The organism is Salinibacterium sp. ZJ70 (assembly GCF_011751865.2).
GTDB lineage: Bacteria > Actinomycetota > Actinomycetes > Actinomycetales > Microbacteriaceae > Homoserinibacter.
The window spans coordinates 974,289-993,494 of record NZ_CP061770.1; the positions used below are offsets into that span (position 1 = coordinate 974,289).

17 protein-coding genes are annotated in these 19,206 nt (G+C 70.6%); 10 read left to right on the forward strand and 7 right to left on the reverse strand.

The window, feature by feature from the left end; translation table 11 throughout:
* Positions 1–127: 127 nt before the first annotated feature.
* The 8 genes from clpX (at position 128) to HCR12_RS04710 (ending at position 10,430) form a co-directional block, all read left to right on the forward strand.
* On the forward strand, positions 128–1,405 hold the full coding sequence (gene clpX / locus HCR12_RS04675; protein WP_166869437.1) for an ATP-dependent Clp protease ATP-binding subunit ClpX: 1,278 nt from the start codon (positions 128–130) through the stop codon (positions 1,403–1,405).
* A gap of 102 nt (positions 1,406–1,507) precedes the next feature.
* Complete coding sequence (locus HCR12_RS04680) at positions 1,508–2,857, forward strand: MFS transporter (protein WP_224763678.1); 1,350 nt, start codon at positions 1,508–1,510, stop codon at positions 2,855–2,857.
* A gap of 2 nt (positions 2,858–2,859) precedes the next feature.
* The gene (locus tag HCR12_RS04685; protein ID WP_224763708.1) at positions 2,860–4,650 is read left to right on the forward strand and encodes a glycoside hydrolase family 2 protein; all 1,791 of its coding nucleotides are present in this window, start codon (positions 2,860–2,862) and stop codon (positions 4,648–4,650) included.
* Positions 4,647–5,657 carry a DUF2804 domain-containing protein gene (locus tag HCR12_RS04690; protein WP_166869435.1) on the forward strand — a complete coding sequence of 337 codons (1,011 nt, stop codon included), beginning with the start codon at positions 4,647–4,649 and terminating at the stop codon, positions 5,655–5,657. Before HCR12_RS04685 ends, HCR12_RS04690 begins: the two co-directional genes overlap by 4 nt.
* A 33-nt stretch (positions 5,658–5,690) precedes the next feature.
* Entirely contained in the window at positions 5,691–6,527 is an 837-nt protein-coding gene (locus HCR12_RS04695; protein ID WP_166869434.1) for a hypothetical protein, read from the forward strand.
* 67 nt (positions 6,528–6,594) lie between these two features.
* A complete protein-coding gene (locus HCR12_RS04700) occupies positions 6,595–7,785 on the forward strand; it encodes a benzoate/H(+) symporter BenE family transporter (RefSeq protein WP_166869433.1) in 1,191 nt (396 codons plus the stop codon).
* 48 nt (positions 7,786–7,833) lie between these two features.
* Positions 7,834–9,075 carry an MFS transporter gene (locus tag HCR12_RS04705; protein WP_166869432.1) on the forward strand — a complete coding sequence of 414 codons (1,242 nt, stop codon included), beginning with the start codon at positions 7,834–7,836 and terminating at the stop codon, positions 9,073–9,075.
* Between the two features lie 80 nt (positions 9,076–9,155).
* Positions 9,156–10,430: a uracil-xanthine permease family protein gene (locus HCR12_RS04710; protein ID WP_166869431.1), complete on the forward strand. Its 1,275-nt coding sequence runs from the start codon at positions 9,156–9,158 to the stop codon at positions 10,428–10,430.
* A 66-nt stretch (positions 10,431–10,496) separates the two neighbouring features.
* Here HCR12_RS04710 and HCR12_RS04715 read toward each other — a convergent pair whose 3' ends face one another.
* The 7 genes from HCR12_RS04715 to HCR12_RS04745 all read right to left on the reverse strand — a co-directional run bounded on the left by HCR12_RS04715 (position 10,497) and on the right by HCR12_RS04745 (position 18,246).
* Positions 10,497–11,438, reverse strand: coding sequence for a siderophore-interacting protein (locus HCR12_RS04715; protein WP_166869430.1), 942 nt, complete (start codon positions 11,436–11,438; stop codon positions 10,497–10,499).
* Positions 11,428–12,228 (reverse strand): ABC transporter ATP-binding protein, encoded by an 801-nt coding sequence (locus tag HCR12_RS04720; RefSeq protein ID WP_166869429.1) that lies wholly within the window; start codon positions 12,226–12,228, stop codon positions 11,428–11,430. Before HCR12_RS04720 ends, HCR12_RS04715 begins: the two co-directional genes overlap by 11 nt.
* Entirely contained in the window at positions 12,225–13,250 is a 1,026-nt protein-coding gene (locus HCR12_RS04725) for a FecCD family ABC transporter permease (protein ID WP_191412357.1), read from the reverse strand. Before HCR12_RS04725 ends, HCR12_RS04720 begins: the two co-directional genes overlap by 4 nt.
* On the reverse strand, positions 13,247–14,293 hold the full coding sequence (locus HCR12_RS04730; protein WP_191412358.1) for a FecCD family ABC transporter permease: 1,047 nt from the start codon (positions 14,291–14,293) through the stop codon (positions 13,247–13,249). Before HCR12_RS04730 ends, HCR12_RS04725 begins: the two co-directional genes overlap by 4 nt.
* Positions 14,290–15,309: an iron-siderophore ABC transporter substrate-binding protein gene (locus HCR12_RS04735; protein ID WP_166869428.1), complete on the reverse strand. Its 1,020-nt coding sequence runs from the start codon at positions 15,307–15,309 to the stop codon at positions 14,290–14,292. Before HCR12_RS04735 ends, HCR12_RS04730 begins: the two co-directional genes overlap by 4 nt.
* Before the next feature lie 160 nt (positions 15,310–15,469).
* The gene (locus HCR12_RS04740; RefSeq protein WP_166869427.1) at positions 15,470–16,213 is read right to left on the reverse strand and encodes an alpha/beta fold hydrolase; all 744 of its coding nucleotides are present in this window, start codon (positions 16,211–16,213) and stop codon (positions 15,470–15,472) included.
* 5 nt (positions 16,214–16,218) lie between these two features.
* Positions 16,219–18,246 (reverse strand): M3 family metallopeptidase, encoded by a 2,028-nt coding sequence (locus HCR12_RS04745; protein WP_166869426.1) that lies wholly within the window; start codon positions 18,244–18,246, stop codon positions 16,219–16,221.
* 90 nt (positions 18,247–18,336) lie between these two features.
* Here HCR12_RS04745 and HCR12_RS04750 point away from each other — a divergent pair, with 90 nt between their 5' ends.
* Both HCR12_RS04750 and HCR12_RS04755 read left to right on the forward strand, forming a co-directional pair.
* Entirely contained in the window at positions 18,337–18,954 is a 618-nt protein-coding gene (locus HCR12_RS04750; protein ID WP_166869425.1) for an ArsR/SmtB family transcription factor, read from the forward strand.
* Positions 18,951–19,172, forward strand: coding sequence for a hypothetical protein (locus HCR12_RS04755; RefSeq protein WP_166869424.1), 222 nt, complete (start codon positions 18,951–18,953; stop codon positions 19,170–19,172). The genes HCR12_RS04750 and HCR12_RS04755 overlap by 4 nt, the downstream gene beginning before the upstream one ends.
* The last annotated feature ends 34 nt before the right edge of the window (positions 19,173–19,206 follow it).

The window sequence follows — 19,206 nt, forward strand, 5'->3', positions numbered from 1 at the left end:
CGGCCTGATCGGGACTTTCGCCCTGAACCGGGTGAGCTGCGGATGCGACACGGCATGACGCGGTGTCCCGGCGAGCGTCGGGTGGAGGGGTTAGGCTTCCGAGTACGCTTTCGGAGGGGAGAACGGCATGGCACGCATCGGGGAGAGCGCCGACCTCCTGAAGTGCTCCTTCTGCGGAAAGAGCCAGAAGCAGGTGCAGCAGCTCATCGCAGGCCCGGGCGTCTACATCTGCGACGAATGCGTCGAACTCTGCAACGAGATCATCGAGGAGCGCCTCGCCGAAGCGGGCGAAGAAGCCCCCAGCGAGTTCGACCTCCCGAAGCCCAAGGAGATCTACTCCTTCCTCGGGGAGTACGTCATCGGCCAGGAGGCGGCGAAGCGCGCCCTCTCGGTGGCCGTCTACAACCACTACAAGCGCATCCGCGCGGGGCAGAAGATCACCGCCGCCGACGCGAAGCACGACGACATCGAGATCGCGAAGTCCAACATCCTGCTCGTCGGCCCCACCGGCTGCGGCAAGACGTATCTCGCGCAGACGCTCGCGAAGCGCCTCAACGTGCCGTTCGCGGTGGCGGATGCGACGGCGCTCACCGAAGCCGGCTACGTGGGCGAGGACGTCGAGAACATCCTCCTCAAGCTCATCCAGGCCGCCGACTACGACGTGAAGCGCGCCGAGACGGGCATCATCTACATCGACGAGGTCGACAAGATCGCCCGCAAGGCCGAGAACCCGTCCATCACGCGCGATGTCTCGGGCGAAGGCGTGCAGCAGGCGCTGCTGAAGATCCTCGAGGGCACGGTCGCCTCGGTTCCGCCGCAGGGTGGCCGCAAGCACCCGCACCAGGAGTTCATCCAGATCGACACGACGAACGTGCTGTTCATCGTGGCGGGAGCGTTCGCCGGCCTCGAGGAGATCATCTCGCAGCGCGTCGGTCGCCGCGGCATCGGCTTCGGCGCCCCGCTGCACAGCAAGCGCGACGAATCGGCGCTCTTCGGCGAGGTGCTCCCCGAGGATCTGCACAAGTTCGGACTCATTCCCGAGTTCATCGGTCGTCTGCCCGTCGTCACCTCGGTCACGCCGCTCGACCAGGAGGCTCTCATGGAGATCCTCACGGTGCCGAAGAACGCGCTCGTCAAGCAGTATCAGCGCATGTTCGAGCTCGACGGGGTGGAGCTCGAGTTCGACCGCGGCGCGCTCGAGGCGATCGCGGATCTCGCGGTGCTGCGCCAGACGGGCGCTCGCGGCCTTCGCGCGATCCTCGAGGAGGTGCTCGGGCCGATCATGTTCGAGGTGCCCTCGAGCGATGAGGTCGCCCGCGTCGTCGTGACGCGCGAAGCCGTGATCGACAACGCCGCGCCGACGATCGTGCCGCGCCCGGCCCGTCGTGCCGAGAAGTCGGCCTGACACTCCGACACAACCCGACGTCGGCGATCTAAGCTGGCGATGCTGCCTCGCAGCACACCCGATCCGCCGCGCCCCTGAGCGGCCGCCCCTCAAGGAGGAGTGGTGGAAGTTCCACGCCCGACCCGTCTCGGTGCCCGCACCTGGTCCGCATTCGTGATCCTCGGTCTCGCCGGCCAGCTGGCCTGGACCGTCGAGAACATGTATCTCAACGTGTTCGTGTACGACACGATCACCGACAACCCGACGGTGATCGCGACGCTCGTGGGCGCCTCCGCGATCGTCGCGACCCTCACCGCGCTCGTGGTGGGCGCCTGGTCGGACCGCACGGGCAACCGCCGCACGATCGTGACGGCGGGCTATGTGCTGTGGGGTGCGACGACCGCCGCGTTCGGCTTCGCGACCCCCGAGTCGGTCGGCTCCCTCATCCCCGGGTGGGATGCGGTGACGGCGGCGATCGCCGTCATCATCGTGCTCGACTGCGTGATGACGTTCTTCGGATCGAGCGCCAACGACGCCGCGTACCAGGCGTGGGTGACGGATTCGACGGACCCGTCGAACCGCGGCCGGGTCGACGGCGTGCTCGCGACGCTTCCGCTGCTGTCGATGCTGCTCGTGTTCGCGGCGCTCGACGGGCTCACGCAGGCGGGCGAGTGGCGGCTGTTCTTCGGCATCGTCGGCGCCTTCACCGCCGTGGTGGGCGTGATCGCCTGGTTCACGGTGCGCAACCGCCCGCCGGCGGCTCGCGGAACGAGCGTGTGGGCCGACATCGTGTTCATGCTGCGTCCCTCGACGCTGCGCGCGCACCCGCGGCTCTACCAGGTGCTCGTGGCGGTGGCGATCATCGGCGTGGCCTCGCAGGTGTACTTCCCGTACCTGATCATCTACATCCAGCGCACCCTGCGCATCGACGGCTACGCGATCGTGCTGGGCGTCGTGCTCACGACGGCGTCGCTGTTCAGCATCCTCGGGGGACGCCTGGCCGACCGGATCGGCAAGCTCCGCATGGTGCTTCCGGCGATGGGCGTGCTCGTGCTGGGGCTGCTCGGCATGTTCGTCGTGCGCGACATGATCGGCGCGATCATCGCCGGAACCGTCATGATGACGGGCTTCCTGGTGTCGACGAGCGCTCTCGCCGCGACCGTGCGCGACCTCGTCCCGGAGGGGCGCGCCGGGTCGGTGCAGGGCGTGCGGATGATTGCCGTCGTGCTGATCCCGATGGTGATCGGTCCGTGGATCGGCGCGTTCGTGATCCAGGGTGCCGACGAGACCTACCTCGATCTGGGTGTCGAGAAGCAGGTGCCGACGTCGTGGATCTTCGTGGCGGCTGCCGCGGTCGTGCTGATCGCCGTGCCGCTCATGCTGCGTCTGCTGCGCGCCGACCGGGGTGCCGGGCGCGCGGTGGCTGAGGCGCCGGTCGCGGACGCCGCGGACTCGGAAGCTGAGGTGCCGTGACGATGCTCACCCGGTTCGGGCGCGAGCTCGACCCCGAGAATGTGCTGCCCGAGCATCCGCGGCCGCAGCTCGTACGCGACGCATGGGCGAGCCTCAACGGCTGGTGGGACTGCGCGATCACGCCCGTCGACGCGCCGCGGCCCGCGGAGTGGTCTGATCGGATCCTCGTGCCGTTCTCGCCTGAGGCGCCGCTGTCGGGCCTCGAGCGCACCCTCACGCACCGTGACGCGCTCTGGTACCGTCTGCAGCTTCCCGAGCCGCCCGCCGGTGAGCGTGTGCTGCTGCACATCGATGCGAGCGACCGACACACGACGGTGTGGCTCGACGACATGCAGGTGGGCGAGCACCACGACGGCTTCACGCCTCAGACGCACGAACTCACGGAGGCGCTTGCACGCGGCGGCCCCCGCGAGCTGATCGTGCGGGTCACGGATCCCACCGACCTGGAGCCCGGTGCCCGCGGCAAGCAGCGGCTGAAGCGCGGCGGCATCTGGTACACGCCCCAGTCGGGCATCTGGCAGACCGTGTGGCTCGAGGCTGTGCCGCGCACGTTCGTGGAGCGCCTCGAGCTGACCCCCTCGTTCGACGCGAGCCGCGAGGCGACGGGCGAGCTCGCCGTGCGCGTGTTCGCGAACGGCCCGAGCGCAGGACCGGCCCGCGTGCGTGTGCTCGATGCGGGGCAGGTGATCGCCGAGGCGGTCGTGCCGCCGGTCGAGCGCGTCGTGCTGCCGATCCCGGGCGCTCGCGCGTGGTCGCCCGCAGATCCGCACCTGTACGACGTCGAGGTGGAGCTCGGCGACGACCGCGTCGCGAGCTACACGGGCATCCGCTCGCTCGGCATCGTCGAGGGGGCTGACGGCGCTCGCCGCTTCACCCTCAACGGCGAACCCGTGCTGCACGCGGGCCTGCTCGATCAGGGGTACTGGCCGGACGGTCTTCTCACGCCTCCCTCGGATGCGGCGATGATCGCCGACATCGAGGCCGCCCGCGCCGCCGGATTCACGATGCTGCGCAAGCACATCAAGGTCGAACCCGCCCGCTGGTATCACCACTGCGACCGACTCGGGATGCTCGTGTGGCAGGACGCCGTGAACGGCGGGGGGCGCTATCATCCGCTCACCATCACCCTCCCCGTGGCGAGCTCGTTCCGACTCGACGACACCCGCCACCGCGGCCTCTTCGCTCGCCGTGACCGCGCGGATCGCGAAGCCTTCGAAGCGTCCCTCGACGCGATGATCGCGCACCTCGGCAACCATCCGTCGGTCATCGGCTGGGTGCCCTTCAACGAAGGGTGGGGGCAGTTCGACGCGGCCCGCATCGCCGCGCATGTCGCCCGCCTCGACCCGAGCCGGCCCGTCGACCACGCGAGCGGCTGGCATGACCAGTTCGCGGGCGATGTGCTGAGTCTGCACGTGTACTTCCGCCGCTTCCGGATGCCGGATCGCCGCCGCTGGCGTGGCCGCGCCGTCGTGCTGTCGGAGTTCGGCGGGTACAGCTGGCCCGTCGAGGGGCACCGCTGGAACGCGCGCGAGTTCGGCTACCGGCGCTACCGCGACCGCGCGTCCCTCGCCGAGGCGGTCACCGCGCTCTGGCGCGACGAGCTCGCCCCCGCCACCGAGCAGGGGCTCGCCGGATTCGTCTACACCCAGCTCACCGACGTCGAGGACGAGGTCAACGGGCTGCTCACCTACGACCGCGAGGTCGTGAAGATCGACCCCGAGCTTCTGGGCGCACTGAACGCCGAGCTCGCGAACATCGCCGCGCGCACCGCGGCGCGAGAGGAGCGAGCGTGAGACTCACCGAGCGCGAGATCACCCAGGCCATCTCGTTCACCGGCCATGACGGGCTTCTGAACCGCGACGCGGTCGGATGGACGCGCAGCCAGCTGCACGACACATCCGGCATCGACGGCCGGAAGGCGTGGGGTCGCAACAAGCGCTGGGAGTACTGGTCGGTCATCGGCGAGCGCTTCATGGTGTCGCTCACGGTGTCGAACATCGACTACCTGGGCTCGCAGGAGGTGTGGGTCTTCGACCGGGAGACGGGCGCCGAGCATCAGCAGACCGCGCTCGTGCCGTTCGGTCGCGGGGTCACCCTGCCGCCCTCGCTCGGCGGCGGACGCGCACATGTGAAGGCCGGGAAGCTCGAGATCTGGATCGACCCGGTCGAGGCGGGCACGCGCCTCGCGTTCCGCACGCCGAACGTCTCCGGTGAGCTCATCGCGAGTCGACCCGACGGCCAGGAGCACATGGGCGTCGTCGTGCCGTGGAGCGACAGGCGCTTCCAGTACACGGTCAAGGACGTCGCCCTGCCGACCACCGGAACCCTCGTCATCGACGGCACGGGGCACCAGATCGACGCGGGCGGCCCCGCATGGGGTGTGCTCGATCACGGCCGCGGGCGCTGGCCGTACGACGTCGCGTGGAACTGGGCAGCAGGGTCGGGGATCGTCGACGGACGCCGCATCGGCATCCAGCTGGGCGACAAGTGGACGACGGGCTCCGGCTCCACCGAGAACTGTCTCTTCGTCGACGGCCGCGCTCACAAGATCTCCGAAGAGCTCACCTGGGTGTACGACACGAGCGACTACCTCGCGCCGTGGCGCATTCACGGCGAACTCGCCGACCTCACCTTCACCCCGTTCCACGACAAGATGACGCGCACGAACGTGGGCGTCATCCAGGCGAAGACCGATCAGTGCTTCGGACATTGGACGGGATGGATGGCGACGGATGCGGGCGAGAAGGTGCGCGTGGACGGCGCGGTGGGCTTCGCGGAGGACGTGCACAACCGCTGGTGAGGCAGCCACCCCGCGTGCCGCTACGCTGACGCCATGAACGAGCAGAGTGGCAGTTCCCCGTCCTCCGTCGTGCGGGGGGTGCGGCGTGCGGCGATCATCACGATCGTCGCGTCGCTCGCGATCGCGGCGCTGCTGGGCATCATCGCGCTCCTGAGCGGCGACTTCGGCGAGGTGCAGGCGCGCGTGCTCCTCACGACTCTCACGGTCGCCGCGTTCGGGACGACCGCGCTGTGCCACCTCGCCGTCGTGGCGCGACGCGTGCGCGTCGTGGGCTTCATCGGCATCGCAGCGAGTGTCGTCGCAGCACTGTGTGCGATCGTGCTCATCTGGAGCGACCTGCCGTGGGACCAGATCGAGCCGCTCTTCAAGGGCCTCTCCGTCGGCGGCATCGCCGCGGCGAGCCTTGCGCAGGCGAACCTGCTGCTGCTTCTCTCGGGCCGCCGCCAGCAGGTGATCCGCGTCGCGCTCGCCGTGACTCTCGCGGCGATCGGCGTCGTCGCGATCATGATCATCCTGCCGATTCTCACCGACGGAGAGTTCCCGGGCGATGCCGCGGGCGAGGCGTACTGGCGCTTCTTCGGAGTCATCGCGATCCTCGATGCGCTCGGCACGATCGCGCTGCCGATCCTGGGCCTCGTGCTGCGCGGCGCGGCAGAGCCCGTGACGCCTCCGGCCGCGGGCGCTCTGCCGCTGTCGGACGCGGACCCCGGCTCGCTCACGGTCGTGCTGCCGCCGGATGTGGCCGAGCTGGTGCGCGCCAGCGCCGAGCACTACGGACGGGCACCCGAGGAGTACGCGGTGGGCGTGCTGCAGGCGGCGCTCACCGCGACCGCCCCCGTAGAATCCGGCGGCACCGCAGAGCAGGCGTAGCCGAGGCGCCACGCCCATACGACTGGCCTTCACGGCCCGAGCCTGTGCGCCTCTAGGGTCGTTCTCGATGACCACCCGTGAACTCGCCCAGCCGATCGGCACCGGCATCGTCGGCGCGCTCACCGGATTCGCGAGCTCGTTCGCGATCGTCGTCGCAGGCCTCCATGCCGTGGGTGCCTCGGATGCCGACGCCGCGTCCGGTCTGCTCGCCCTCACGGTCATGCAGGGCCTTCTGTGCATCGTGTTCGGGCTGCGGTACCGGATGCCGCTGAGCTTCGCGTGGTCGACGCCGGGAGCCGCGCTCCTCGTGGCGGCGCAGGCGACGACCGGCGACTTCCGCGCCGCGGTGGGTGCGTTCCTCGTGTGCGGTGCGCTGCTGACGCTCACGGGCGTCTGGCCGTGGCTCGCCCGCGCGATGACCCGCATCCCGAAGCCCATCGCCTCCGCCATGCTCGCGGGCATCCTGTTCCCCATCTGCCTCGCGCCTGTGCTCGCCTCGATCGAGCTGCCGCACCTGGCGCTGCCGATCGTCCTCGTGTGGCTCGTGCTCGCGCGGCTCGCACCGCGCTGGGCGGTGCCGGGCGCCGTGGTGACGACGGTGGTCGCCGTCATCATCTCGGGGGAGGCGTCGGGGCTCGAGCTCGATGCGCTCGTGCCCGTGCTCACTGTGACCTGGCCGGTGTTCGATCCGGCCGTCATCGTGGGACTCGGGATCCCGCTCTACGTCGTCACCATGGCGGGTCAGAACGTGCCGGGCTTCGCCGTGCTCACGACCTTCGGCTACCCGCACCCGCCTGCACGGGCGATGCTCGCGGGTTCGGGCATCGCGACGATGGCCTCCACCGTCTTCGGTGGCCACGCGCTCAACCTCGCCGCGATCACCGCGGCGATGATGGCGGGGCCCGACGCGCATCCGGATCGCGACCGTCGCTGGATCGCGACCGTCACGTGCGGTGTCGCGTACCTCGTGCTCGGCGTCGGCGCGGGTGCCGCCACGTCGCTCGTGGCCGTGACCCCGCCGCTCGTCATCACGGCGGTCGCAGGCCTCGCGCTCTTCGGCGCCCTCGCATCCGCCGCATCGAGCGCGTTCGAGGAGCCGCCGACGCGCGTCGTCGCGGTCATCACGTTCCTCGTCGTCGCGTCGGGTGTCGCGATCGCGGGCATCGGCTCCGCGTTCTGGGGGCTTGTCGTGGGTGGGATCGCGATGATCTGGCTGTCGTGGCGGCCCCGCCGCAGACTGGGCGCCGTGCGTGTCTGAGACGCAGACAGCGCCGCGGGCGGGAGTGAGCGGTCACGGAGCACCCCGGTGACCGCCCCCGACCAGGGATCGCCCGGGCTGTTCGTGCGCATCCGGATCGCGGCGGCTGAGCCGGTGCTGCGCTCGCTCGGAATCCTCACCGCGATCGGCACCCTGGGTCGCGGTGTCGTGCTGGCGCTCGTGGTGCTGTACCTGAGCCTGATCGTCGGGCTCACCGCCTCCGAGGTGGCGCTCGTGGTCGCGATCGGTGCGGGCGTGGGGGTGGGCGCCGCCTACCTCGGCGGACGGATGGCGGACAGCGTCTCGGCGCGGAAGCTGCTCGCTGCGTCCACGGCGGTCTGCGGCCTCGCGGTGATCGCGTACGCGCTCGTGGGCGATGCGGTGTCGGCGCTCGTCGTGCAGGTTCTCGGCTCCAGTGCCTGGGCGTTCAGCGGGTCGGTGCGCTCGGCGATCATCGCGCGGGCATTCGAGGGGCACGCGCGGGTCATGAGTCGCGCGGTGCTGCGATCGATCACCAACCTCGGCATCGCCGTCGGCGGAGGTGCGGCGGCGATCGCGCTCATCGCGGGGACGCCCGAGGCGTATCGCATCTTCCTCGTCGCGGCGGGGCTCGCCTATGTCGGTGCAGCCGGGGTCGCCCTGCGGCTGCCTGCGCGCGTCGACGCGCCGAAGCGGTCGGCCGATGCACCCGGCCGGGTCGGGCGCTCGCCGTGGACTGATCGGCGCTATCTCGCGTTCTCGGTGCTCGCGTCCGTCTTCGGCATGCAGTTCGCCGTCGCGGACGTGGGCGTCCCACTGTGGATCGCGCAGAGCACCGAGGCGCCGGAGGCGCTCGTCGCGGTGCTCCTCGTGATCAACACGACGGCCGTCATCCTGCTCCAGGTTCCCCTCTCTCGCGGCACCCACGACCTGCGTCGAGCGGGTCTCGTCTCGGCGATCGCGGGCGTGCTGATGGCGCTCGCCTGCGTCGCGTACGGTGCCTCGGCAGCCGTTGTCCTCGGCGGCGCGATCGTCCTGCTCGTCCTCGGCGCACTGCTGCACGCGTTCGCCGAGATCCTGTCGCAGGCGGCGTCCTGGTCGCTGAGCTTCGAACTCGCGGACCCCGCTCGCGCGGGCGCCTACCAGGGCATCTTCTCGATGAGCTTCTCCGCCGGGGCGACCGTCGCCCCGCTCGTCATCGCGCTCACTCTCGCGAACGGGATGCCCGGCTGGATCGCCCTCGCGGCCGTCTTCGCGATCTCCGCCTCGGGCGTCAGCATGATCGCGGTCGTCGCCGCCCGTCGCTCCTGAACGGCGGCGCCGGTCCTCGGACGTTGATACGTCCTCCGACGCTGTACGATTTCTCAGGCATTTCACACTAAGGAGAACCCGTGGCCCTGTGGACCCTGCACGGAGACGGCAAGACCGTCCCGGCGAACAAGATCGTCCTTCCGGAGGAGCGCCTCACCTGGCCGCGCACCATCGGCTTCGGCATGCAGCACGTCGTCGCCATGTTCGGCGCGACGTTCCTCGTGCCGATCATCACGGGCTTCCCGCCCACGACCACCCTGCTGTTCTCGGGCATCGGCACGATCCTCTTCCTGCTCATCACCAAGAACCAGCTGCCCAGCTACCTCGGCTCGTCGTTCGCGTTCCTCGCGCCCATCGGCGTCGCCGTGGGCTCGACAGGCGAGCGCGGTGTCGCGCTCGGCGGCATCATCGTCGTCGGCGTCACGCTCGCGCTCGTGGGCCTCGTGGTGAACTTCGCCGGCACCCGCTGGATCGCCGCGCTCATGCCGCCGGTCGTCGCGGGCACGATCGTCGCGCTCATCGGACTCAACCTCGCACCTGCGGCGTGGGGCAATGTGCAGGCGGCCCCGCTCACTGCCGTGGTCACCCTTGTCGCCGTCATCGTCTCGACGGTGCTCTTCCGGGGCATGCTCGGTCGCCTCTCGATCCTCGTGGGCGTCGTCGTGGGCTACCTGTTCGCGCTCACTCAGGGCGAGGTGGACTTCTCCGCGCTCGCCAAGGCGGCGCCGATCGGCCTGCCCGAGATCACCTCTCCCGTGTTCGACGGCCAGTACCTCATGATCTACCTCGGGTTCCTCCCCGTCGTGCTCGCGCTCATCGCCGAGAACGTCAGCCACGTGAAGGGGGTCGGCGCACTCATCGACCGCGACCTCGACAAGCTCACCGGTCGCGCGCTGTTCGCGGACGGCATGGCCACGACGCTCGCGGGCTCGTTCGGCGGTTCGGCCACCACCACTTACGGCGAGAACATCGGTGTCATGGCGTCGACCCGCGTCTTCTCGACGGCCGCGTACTGGGTCGCCGGGATCACCGCGATCCTGCTGAGCCTTTCGCCCGCCGTCGGCGTGTTCCTCGCCACGATCCCGCAGGGCGTCATCGGCGGCATCGCGACCGCGCTCTACGGCCTCATCGGCGTCATCGGATTCCGCATGTGGATCGACGCGAAGGTCGACTTCTCGAAGCCGAAGAACCAGTTCACCGCCGCGGTCGGCCTCATCGTCGCGATCGGCGGCTTCCTGTGGGCTGACGGCGACGGCAACGAGATCTTCTCCGGCATCGTGCTCGCGACCATCGCGACGCTCGTGGTCTACCACGTGATGAACCTCATCGGACGCTGGCGCAAGACCGACGCCTGAGTCACCGACAGCTCGACGGCGGCCGTTCCCTGCGGGGGCGGTCGCCGTCGGCGTTCGCGGGGGCGCTCAGCCGCGCATCGCGACGCCGCGGCGCCAGTAGCCCATGAACGCCACCTGGGCGCGGTCGATGCCGAGCTCCTTCACGAGGTGGCGGCGCAGCGTCGTGACGACGGCGCTCTCACCCGCGACCCAGTAGTAGCGGTCCGGATGCGCGACGGGCTTCGGCAGCTCCTCGCCGAGTCCCGAATACACGGGCGTCTCCCACACGAGGTCCTCGGAGTCCACATCCTCGAGCTGCACGGGCGCCGCCGCATGCGCGTCGCCGATGGCGCCGAGGTGCTCGAGCATCGACGGGATGAGCCGCGTTCCGTGCGCGGTGCCGCCCCTCGGCAGCCAGCGCACGTGGACGCCCGGAGGCGCCGCGATCGGCAGGGCATCAGCGGCATCCGGCACCTCGATGAACGCGACGCCGCACGACGCGGGATCGGCGTCCTCCAGAATCCGCGCGATCGCCGGAGCCGCGGTCTCATCGCCCGCGAGCACGAATGTGCGAGCCTCGCCGGGGGAGAACTCGATGCCGCCGCCGTCGAATCGGCCGCGCTGCGGCCCCACGAGCACGAGCTCGTCGCCCAGCTGCGCGGTGCTCGCCCACCGTGACGCGGGCCCCGATGCGCCCGGCGCGAGATGCAGCACGAAGTCGATCACCGCACGAGTCTCATCACCGTCCACGATGAGCTCGCGGATCGAGTAGGTGCGCATCGAGCCGCGCTCGTCGTCGGGAAGCGCGAGCCAGGCGCGATACCAGTCGGGGTCGCCTGCGTCGAACTCGGGCAGCGGGCGACCAGGAGCGGGGAAGACGAGCTTCACACGCTGATCGAACACGCGGCCCGGCGTGCCGAAGCGCGCGAGCTCCGGGCCGCCGAACGTGATGCGCACGAACGTGGGGGAGACGCGCTCCACGCGCTCCACGCGCGCCCGCATGATGCGGAAGGCGGGGTCAGCGGACATGGTGTCGGCCTCTCGGGAGCACGAGCGGCTTGCCCGTCGTGGGGTCGGTGATCACGGCGTTGTCGAGACCGTAGACCTCGCGAACGATGTCGGGGGTGACGACCTCGGCTGGGGTGCCCGCCGCGTGGATGCGTCCGTCGACCATCGCGACGATCTCATCGGCGTAGCGCGCCGCGAGGTTCAGGTCGTGGAGCACCATGACGATCGTCGTGCCGCGGTCGCGGTTGAGGTCGGTGAGCAGATCCAGCACCTCCACCTGGTGCGCCACGTCGAGGAAGGTCGTCGGCTCATCGAGCAGCAGGATGTCGGTCTCCTGGGCGAGCGCCATCGCGATCCACACGCGCTGCCGCTGCCCACCTGAGAGCTCATCGACGGAACGATCGGCGAGGTCGGCGATGTCGGTCGCATCGAGTGCGGCGGCGACAGCTGCGTAGTCGGTCTGCGACCAGCGCGCGAGAGGCTTCTGGTGGGGGTGGCGACCGCGACCCACGAGGTCGGCGACGGCGATCCCCTCGGGAGCGATCGGGCTCTGCGGCAGAAGCCCGAGCAGTCGGGCGACCTCCTTGGTGGGGCGCGCCGCGATGTCCGCGCCGTCGAGCAGCACGCGACCGCGTCTCGTCGGCAGAAGACGGGCGAGCGCACGCAGAAGCGTCGACTTGCCGCATCCGTTCGCCCCGACGATCGCTGTGATCCGCCCCGGCGAGATCTCGAGCGACAGCCCGTCGACGACGACGCGATCACCGTACGCGAGGGTCGCGTCCACGGCGGCGAGCGTGTGATGCGCGGTCATATCGAGGCTCCGGATCGGTTCGTGCGGGTCAGCAGGTAGATGAGATACGGGGCGCCCAGCACACCCGTGATGACGCCCACGGGGTAGCGGCTGTCGAACGCGAACTGCCCCGCGAGGTCGGCGCCGAGCACGAGCAGCGCACCCACGAGCCCTGCGGGAACGATGAGGGATGCGCCGGGGCCGACGAGGCGCGCAGCCACGGGGCCCGCCATGAACGCCACGAATGCGACGGGGCCGCTCGCGGCGGTCGCCATCGCGAGCAGCATCACGGCGCACACGATGAGCGTGAGTCGCACGCGATCCACGCGGATGCCGAGGCTCGCGGCCGAGTCGTCGCCGAGGCGCAGCGCCCCGAGCTTGCGCGACTGCAGCAGCAGCGCCGGCACGAGCAGCGCCGATGCGACGGCGAGCGGGGCGACGCGCTCCCAGCTCGCCGAGTTGAGGCTGCCTGCGAGCCACTGCATCGCCGCCTGCAGGTCCCAGTCGGCGGCCCGCGAGAGCATGTACGCCACGACGCTCTGCAGCATGGCGGAGATGCCGATGCCGATGAGGATGAGCCGCGCCCCCGCGAAGCCGCCGCGATGCGCGAGCAGGTAGATGGCCACCGCCGTCACGATCGCACCCGCAAGAGCGACCACCGAGACCGCCGTCTGGCTGACCGAGAACCCGACGATCGCCACGACTGCGGCGGCGCTCGCGCCCCAGCTGATGCCGATGATGTCGGGGGAGGCGAGCGGATTGCGCAGCAGGGTCTGGAACGTGACGCCCGCGACGCCGAACGCGAACCCGACGAGCACAGCGAGCACCGCGCGAGGCAGTCGCAGCTCTCCCACCGTGAACGAGGCGCCGGGAATCTGCTCGCCCAACAGCACCCCCACGACGTCCGCGAGCGGATAGAAGGTGCGGCCCATCAGGAGCGCAGCCACGAACAGCGCGAGCACAGCGGCGGCGATGATCGCGCACACGAGCGCCCGCCGTCGGACGCGGTGACGGCGTCCGGATGCGATGAGTGCGGCGGTCACAGCTCGCGCACCTTCTGACGGCGCACGATCGCGATGAAGAACGGGGCGCCGATGAGCGCCGTGATGATGCCCACCTCCACCTCGCCGGGTCGCGCCACGAGGCGTCCCACGATGTCGGAGGCGAGCAGCAGCACAGCGCCCGTGAGCGCCGAGAACGGCAGCAGCAAGCGGTGATCCGACCCCACGAGCAGTCGGCACACGTGCGGCACGACGAGGCCGACGAAGGCGATGGGGCCGGCGATGGCGGTCGCGGCGCCGCACAGCACGAACGCACCGAGGGAGGCGACGAGGCGTGTGCGTGCGACGTTCTCGCCGAGCCCCGCCGCGAGGTCGTCGCCGAGGGCGAGCGAGTTCATTCCGCGCGCGCACATGAGGCACACCAGCGCGCCGAGGGCGAGGAACGGGGCGACGAGCCAGATGCGTTCCCAGACCGCTCCGCCCACTCCGCCGATCTGCCAGAACCTGAACTCGGTGAGCACGTCGACGCGGGGCAGCAGGATCGCGTTGACGAGAGAGGTGAGGGCAGCGGCCGTCGCAGCGCCCGCGAGGGCGAGCTTGAGGGGGGTGGCGCCGCCGCGGCCGAGCGAACCGATCGCATAGACGGCGATGCCGGCCGCCGTCGCGCCGACGATCGCGACCACCACGGTCGTGACCGGATGCGCCAGCCCGAAGAAGGCGATGCCGGTGACGACCGCAAGCGCCGCGCCGCCCGTGAGCCCCAGGATCCCGGGGTCGGCGAGCGGATTGCGGGTGACGGCCTGCAGCGTCGCGCCCGAGAGGGCGAGGGCTGCGCCCACCAGGATCGCAAGGGCCGTGCGAGGCAGGCGGGCGGCGACGGCCGCCTCGCCGAAGCCATCCGTCGAACCGCCGAGGGCCGCGGTGATCTCGGCGAGCGAGACGTCTCGCACGCCGAACGCCACCGAGGCGAGCACGAGCGTTGCGAGCACCGCGCATCCCGCGGCGAACCACAGCAGTCGCACGGGCACCGGGCGTCGCAGAGCGGCGACCCCCGATGATCGGTGCGTTCTGGTGAGCGTGGTCACTCCGCGCCGGTCGCGCCTGACGCGAGCACACCCAGGTACTCGTCGATGCCCCAGCCGATCGACAGCGGGGAGGGGTTGGCGGATGCGGCGAGCGGGGTGCCGTTGTGCAGCACCGCGATGCGGCCGTCGGCGATCGCCGGGATGAGCGAGAGCAGCGGGTCGGCCTGCAGCTGCGCGATCGTGGCCTCCGCATCGTCGCCGTAGGTGACGAACACGTCGACATCGGCGAACGCGTCGGCGTTCTCGGCGCTCACGGTCACGTAGAAGTCGGAGGTCTTCGCCGACTCCTGTTCCACGATCTCCGGCAGGGGAAGGCCGAGGCCGGTGAGGAACCCGGGGCGGGTGTCGTGGGAGGTGTAGAAGCCGATCTGGCTGAGATCGCTCGGGTCGAGGTAGGAGAACAGCACCTTCTTGCCGACGAGGTCGGGCTGGGCCGCGAGTGCGTCGTCGACCTGGGTGTGGAGGGTCTGGATGAGCTCCTCGCCCTCCTCGGCGAGCCCGAGGGCCTCGGAGTCGAGGCGGATCATGTCCTCGTAGGAGGTGCCCCACGCGACGTCGGGGAACGCGACGACGGGGGCGATCTTGGAGAGCGTCTCGTACTCCTCCTCGCTGATGCCGGAGTACGCGGCGAGGATCACATCGGGCTGCGTATCGGCGACGGCGCCGAAGTCGATGCCGTCGGTCTCGTCGAAGAGCACCGGGGTCTCGGCGTCGAGCTGTTCGAGCGCATCCTCGACCCACGGCAGCACGCCGTCGCCGTCGTCGTCGCCCCAGGTGGCCTTGCTCATCCCCACGGGCACGATGCCGAGCGCGAGCGGCACCTCGTGGTTCGCCCAGGCGACCGTCGCGACACGCTCGGGCCGCTCGGTGATGGTCGTCGTGCCGTAGGCGTGCTCGATCGTCACGGGGAAGGTCCCGTCGTTCTCGCCGGCAGGAGCGGTGTCGGCTGTCGCGGAGCAGGCGGTGAGCGCGAGGGCTGCCGCGAGCACGAGGGGCACAGTGCGAATGGCGCGCACGAGCGTCCTTTCATCGGGGGATGGGATCGCGCGGCACGACGTCGGCGCGCAAGGTCAGGTTAGCCTAACCTCACCTGACGCTCCACCCGTCTCGGCGTGTCTCAAGGCTCCTCTCAGCCGCCCGCTCGAGACGCATCCGCATCCGTCCGCCCGAAGGAGGTCAGGGGGTGGGGAGACCCGCGCGGATGAGGTTGGCGAGTTCGCGGGGACGCTCGAACGGGATCGCGTGACCCACACCCTCGAACGTCGTGAGCCGACTCGACGGGAGCGCCTCGTGGAGCGCGGCAGCCGAGCGGCGCATCAGGGCGCGCTCGCGCTCGCCCACGACGACATCCGCACGCCCAGGGAATCGCGACCACCGCTCGGGCACCGTGAAGCGCAGGTTCTCGCCCACGGAGGCGACCATGTCGTCGGCGCTCATGGTCGCTGATGTACGCACATAGTCCGTCATGAGCGACTCCGGCACGCGCAGTTCGGCGGCTTGCGCGCGGGCGAAGCGCGCGTTGCGGGCGAGCGGCGCCATGTAGCGCAGAAGCGCGAGGGTCGCCCCCGCGAACCGCAGCGGCTCTGCCTGCGCGCTCACGATGACGGCGTGCGCGATGCGCAGCGGTTCGGTGGATGCGAGCATCGTCGCGAGCTGTGCGCCGAGCGAGAAGCCGACGACGGTGACGCGCGATCGCGCGCCGTGCTCGTCGAGCATCCGGATGAGCGCGTCGATCGTCGCTGTGTGCCCCAGGTACGACTCGGAGGCGCTGCCGTCATGCCCCGGCAGGTCCGGAACGAGCGCATGCACGTCGTCGCCCAGCTCACCGAGCAGGGGACGCCACATCCAGCCCCCGACGCCGCCGCCGTGCAGCAGCAGCACGGTCGGCGCCGTCGTGGGCCCGGATGCGGCGACGTGCACGGGTGTCAGGCGAGCCCGCGGCGCTCGAGCAGCGGCTCGATGCGCGCGTCGCGACCGCGGAAATCGCGGAACGCGTCGAGCGAGTGACGGCTGCCCGCGACCTCGAGCAGGCGCCGACGGAAGCGCTCCCCGTTCTCGCGCGTGAGCCCGCCGTTCTCGGCGAACCATTCGACCGTGTCGGCGTCGAGCACCTCGCTCCAGATGTACGAGTAGTAGCCGGCGTCGTAGCCGCCCGCGAAGACGTGCTGGAAGTATGCCGTCGAGTAGCGGGGCGGGATCGCGTCGTTCGCGAGTCCGACGCGCACGAGAGCGTCCTTCTCGAAGCCGGGGACGTCGGCGACGGCCGCAGCCTGCTCGACGTCGAGCGTGTGCCACGCCTGGTCGAGAAGCGCCGCCTGCAGGTATTCGCTCGTACGGAAGCCCTGGCCGAACTGCTCGGCGTCGCGCAGGCGCTGCGCGATCGCGGGGTCGAGCGGCTCGCCCGTCTCGTAGTGCCGCGCGTAGTTCGCGAGCACCTCGGGGTGCATGGCCCACATCTCGTTGACCTGGCTGGGGAACTCGACGAAGTCGCGGAACACGTTGGTTCCGGAGAGGCTCGGGTAGGTCGCTCGCGCGAACAGCCCGTGCAGTGCATGGCCGAACTCGTGGAAGAGCGTCGTGACCTCGTCGAGCGTGAGCAGCGTCGGCTCGCCCTCGGCGGGGCGCGGCACGTTGAGGTTGTTGGTGACGACGGGCGGGTGGCCGAGCAGGGTCGTCGCGGTGGTGAGGGAGTTCATCCACGCGCCGCCGCGCTTCGAGTCGCGCGTGTAGAGATCGAGCACGAACAGGCCGAAGGGGCCGTCGTCGTCGCTCACCTCGAACACGCGCACCTCGTCGTTCCACCCGCGCAGGTCGCTGCGCTCGGCGAAGGTGAGGCCGTAGAGGCGATTCGCGGCGTAGAAGACGCCGTCCTGCAGCACGCGCTCGGCTTCGAACCAGGGGCGCAGCGCTGCGGTGTCGAGGTCGTAGCGCTCGCGGCGCACAGCCTCGGCGGCGAATGCCCAGTCGGATGCGGTGATCTCGGACCCGGCAAGTCGGGTCAGATCATCGCGCTCGGTCTCGGCGTTCCGGGCCGCGGCGGGGGCGAGCCGCTCGAGCAGCCCGGCGACAGCCTCGGGGTCCCCGGCTGTCTCGTCGGCGGTGACGACGGATGCGTGGTCGCGGAAGCCGAGGAGCCGTGCGCGTTCGGCGCGGGCGCGCACGATGTCGAGCACGAGTGCGGTGTTGTCGTGTGCGCCTCCGCGCGATGAGCGCGCGAGCGACGCCTCCATGATGCGTGCCCGCGTGGCGGGGGAGGTGAGCGAGGAGAGCCACGGGTGGCCGGTGGGCAGCACGAGCGTGACGAGCCAGCCGTCGAGACCGCGCGACAGGGCGGCTTCGCGCGCCGCGGAGAGCTCGCCCGGCGTGAGCCCGTCGAGCTCGGCGGCATCCGTCACGAGGATGGCGAGGTCGTTGGTGTCCTCGAGGAGGTTCTTCTCGAACCGGGTGGTGAGGGTCGACAGCTGCTGGTTGAGCTCCTTGAGGCGATCCTTCTCGGCGTCGTCGAGGGCTGCGCCCGCGAGCACCATCTCGGTGCGGCGGCGCTCGACGAGGTACGCCTGCTCGGCATCCAGCGGCGCGGTGCCGTCGTCGTGCGCGCGATGCACGGCGTCGATGCGCGCGAACAGGGTCGCGTCGAGCACGATCGCGTCGTGGTGCGCGGCGAGCCGAGGCGCGAGCTCCTCTTCGAGCTGCTGGATGTGCTCGGTCGTGTCGGAGGACGACAGGGTGTAGAAGACCGTCGCGACGCGTTCGAGGATCGCGCCCGAGCGCTCGAGGGGCTCGATCGTGTTGGCGAAGGTCGCCTCCTCCTCCTGCGCCGTGATCGCGGCGATCTCGGCGAGCTGCTCGGCCATGCCCTGCTCGAACGCGGGCAGGTAGTGCTCGTCGCGGATCGCGGCGAAGTCGGGAAGCAGGTAGGGGAGCGGGCTGTCGGCGAGGAAGGGATTCGTCACGCGGCCAGCCTACGTGCCGCGCGGCGCTCGCAGAAAGGGATTGCAAAGAAACCATTGCAATGAATCGATTGCAAAGCTATCTTTGTGATCGTGACCCCGCCTCCCACCGACCCCGACGCCATGCGCAGCCTCCAGGGCCTCGCCCACCCGCTGCGCGTGCGCCTGCTCGACGAGCTCAGCGCCTACGGTCCCTCGACCGCGAGCGCCCTCGCCGAGCGGCTGGGTGAGTCGAGCGGGGCCACGAGCTACCACCTGCGTCAGCTGGCCCGCCACGGCTTCGTCGTGGAAGACGAGGCACGCGGCAACGGGCGCGAGCGCTGGTGGAAGCGCGTCCCGCAGTCGATCGAGCTGCACGCCCAGGGCGACGCCGGTCCCGCCGAGAAGGCGGCGTCCGCCCTCGTGACCTCGGAGTGGTTCCGCACGCGCGCCAGCCGCCTCGAGACCTACGTCGCGCGCGGCGAGCAGATGCTCGAACCCGACTGGGACGAGGCCGGCACGGTGAGCACCGTCAACCTGCAGCTCACCCGCGAGCAGACGCAGGAGCTCGTCTCCGAGCTCGGGGCGATCACCGACCGCTACGCCGCGCAGTACCGCGAACAGGACGTCCCGGGTGCACGCCCGGTGCAGGTCAACGTAGACGTCTTCGCGCTCATCGACGGGCTCGTGAGGCCCCAGCCAGCCCCGACTCCGGAGACCACCACCTCATGATCCTCACCTACACCCCCGATTCCCTCCGACCCGACTGTCCGCACACCCTCCGCGGTGTGCCGGCGCTGGCGGTCCGGCTCGGTCGCGCACTGGAACGCTGGGGTGAGCGCCGCGCCGCGCTCCCGCCCCGCGAGGTGCGCCTGCGTCGCTACGAGAACCACATCGCCAACGAACGGCGTGCAAGCGCCGCGGAGCTCGCACTGCTGCACGTGCGCTGACCCCGGAATGAGCTCTGCGCCAGACGCGAACCTC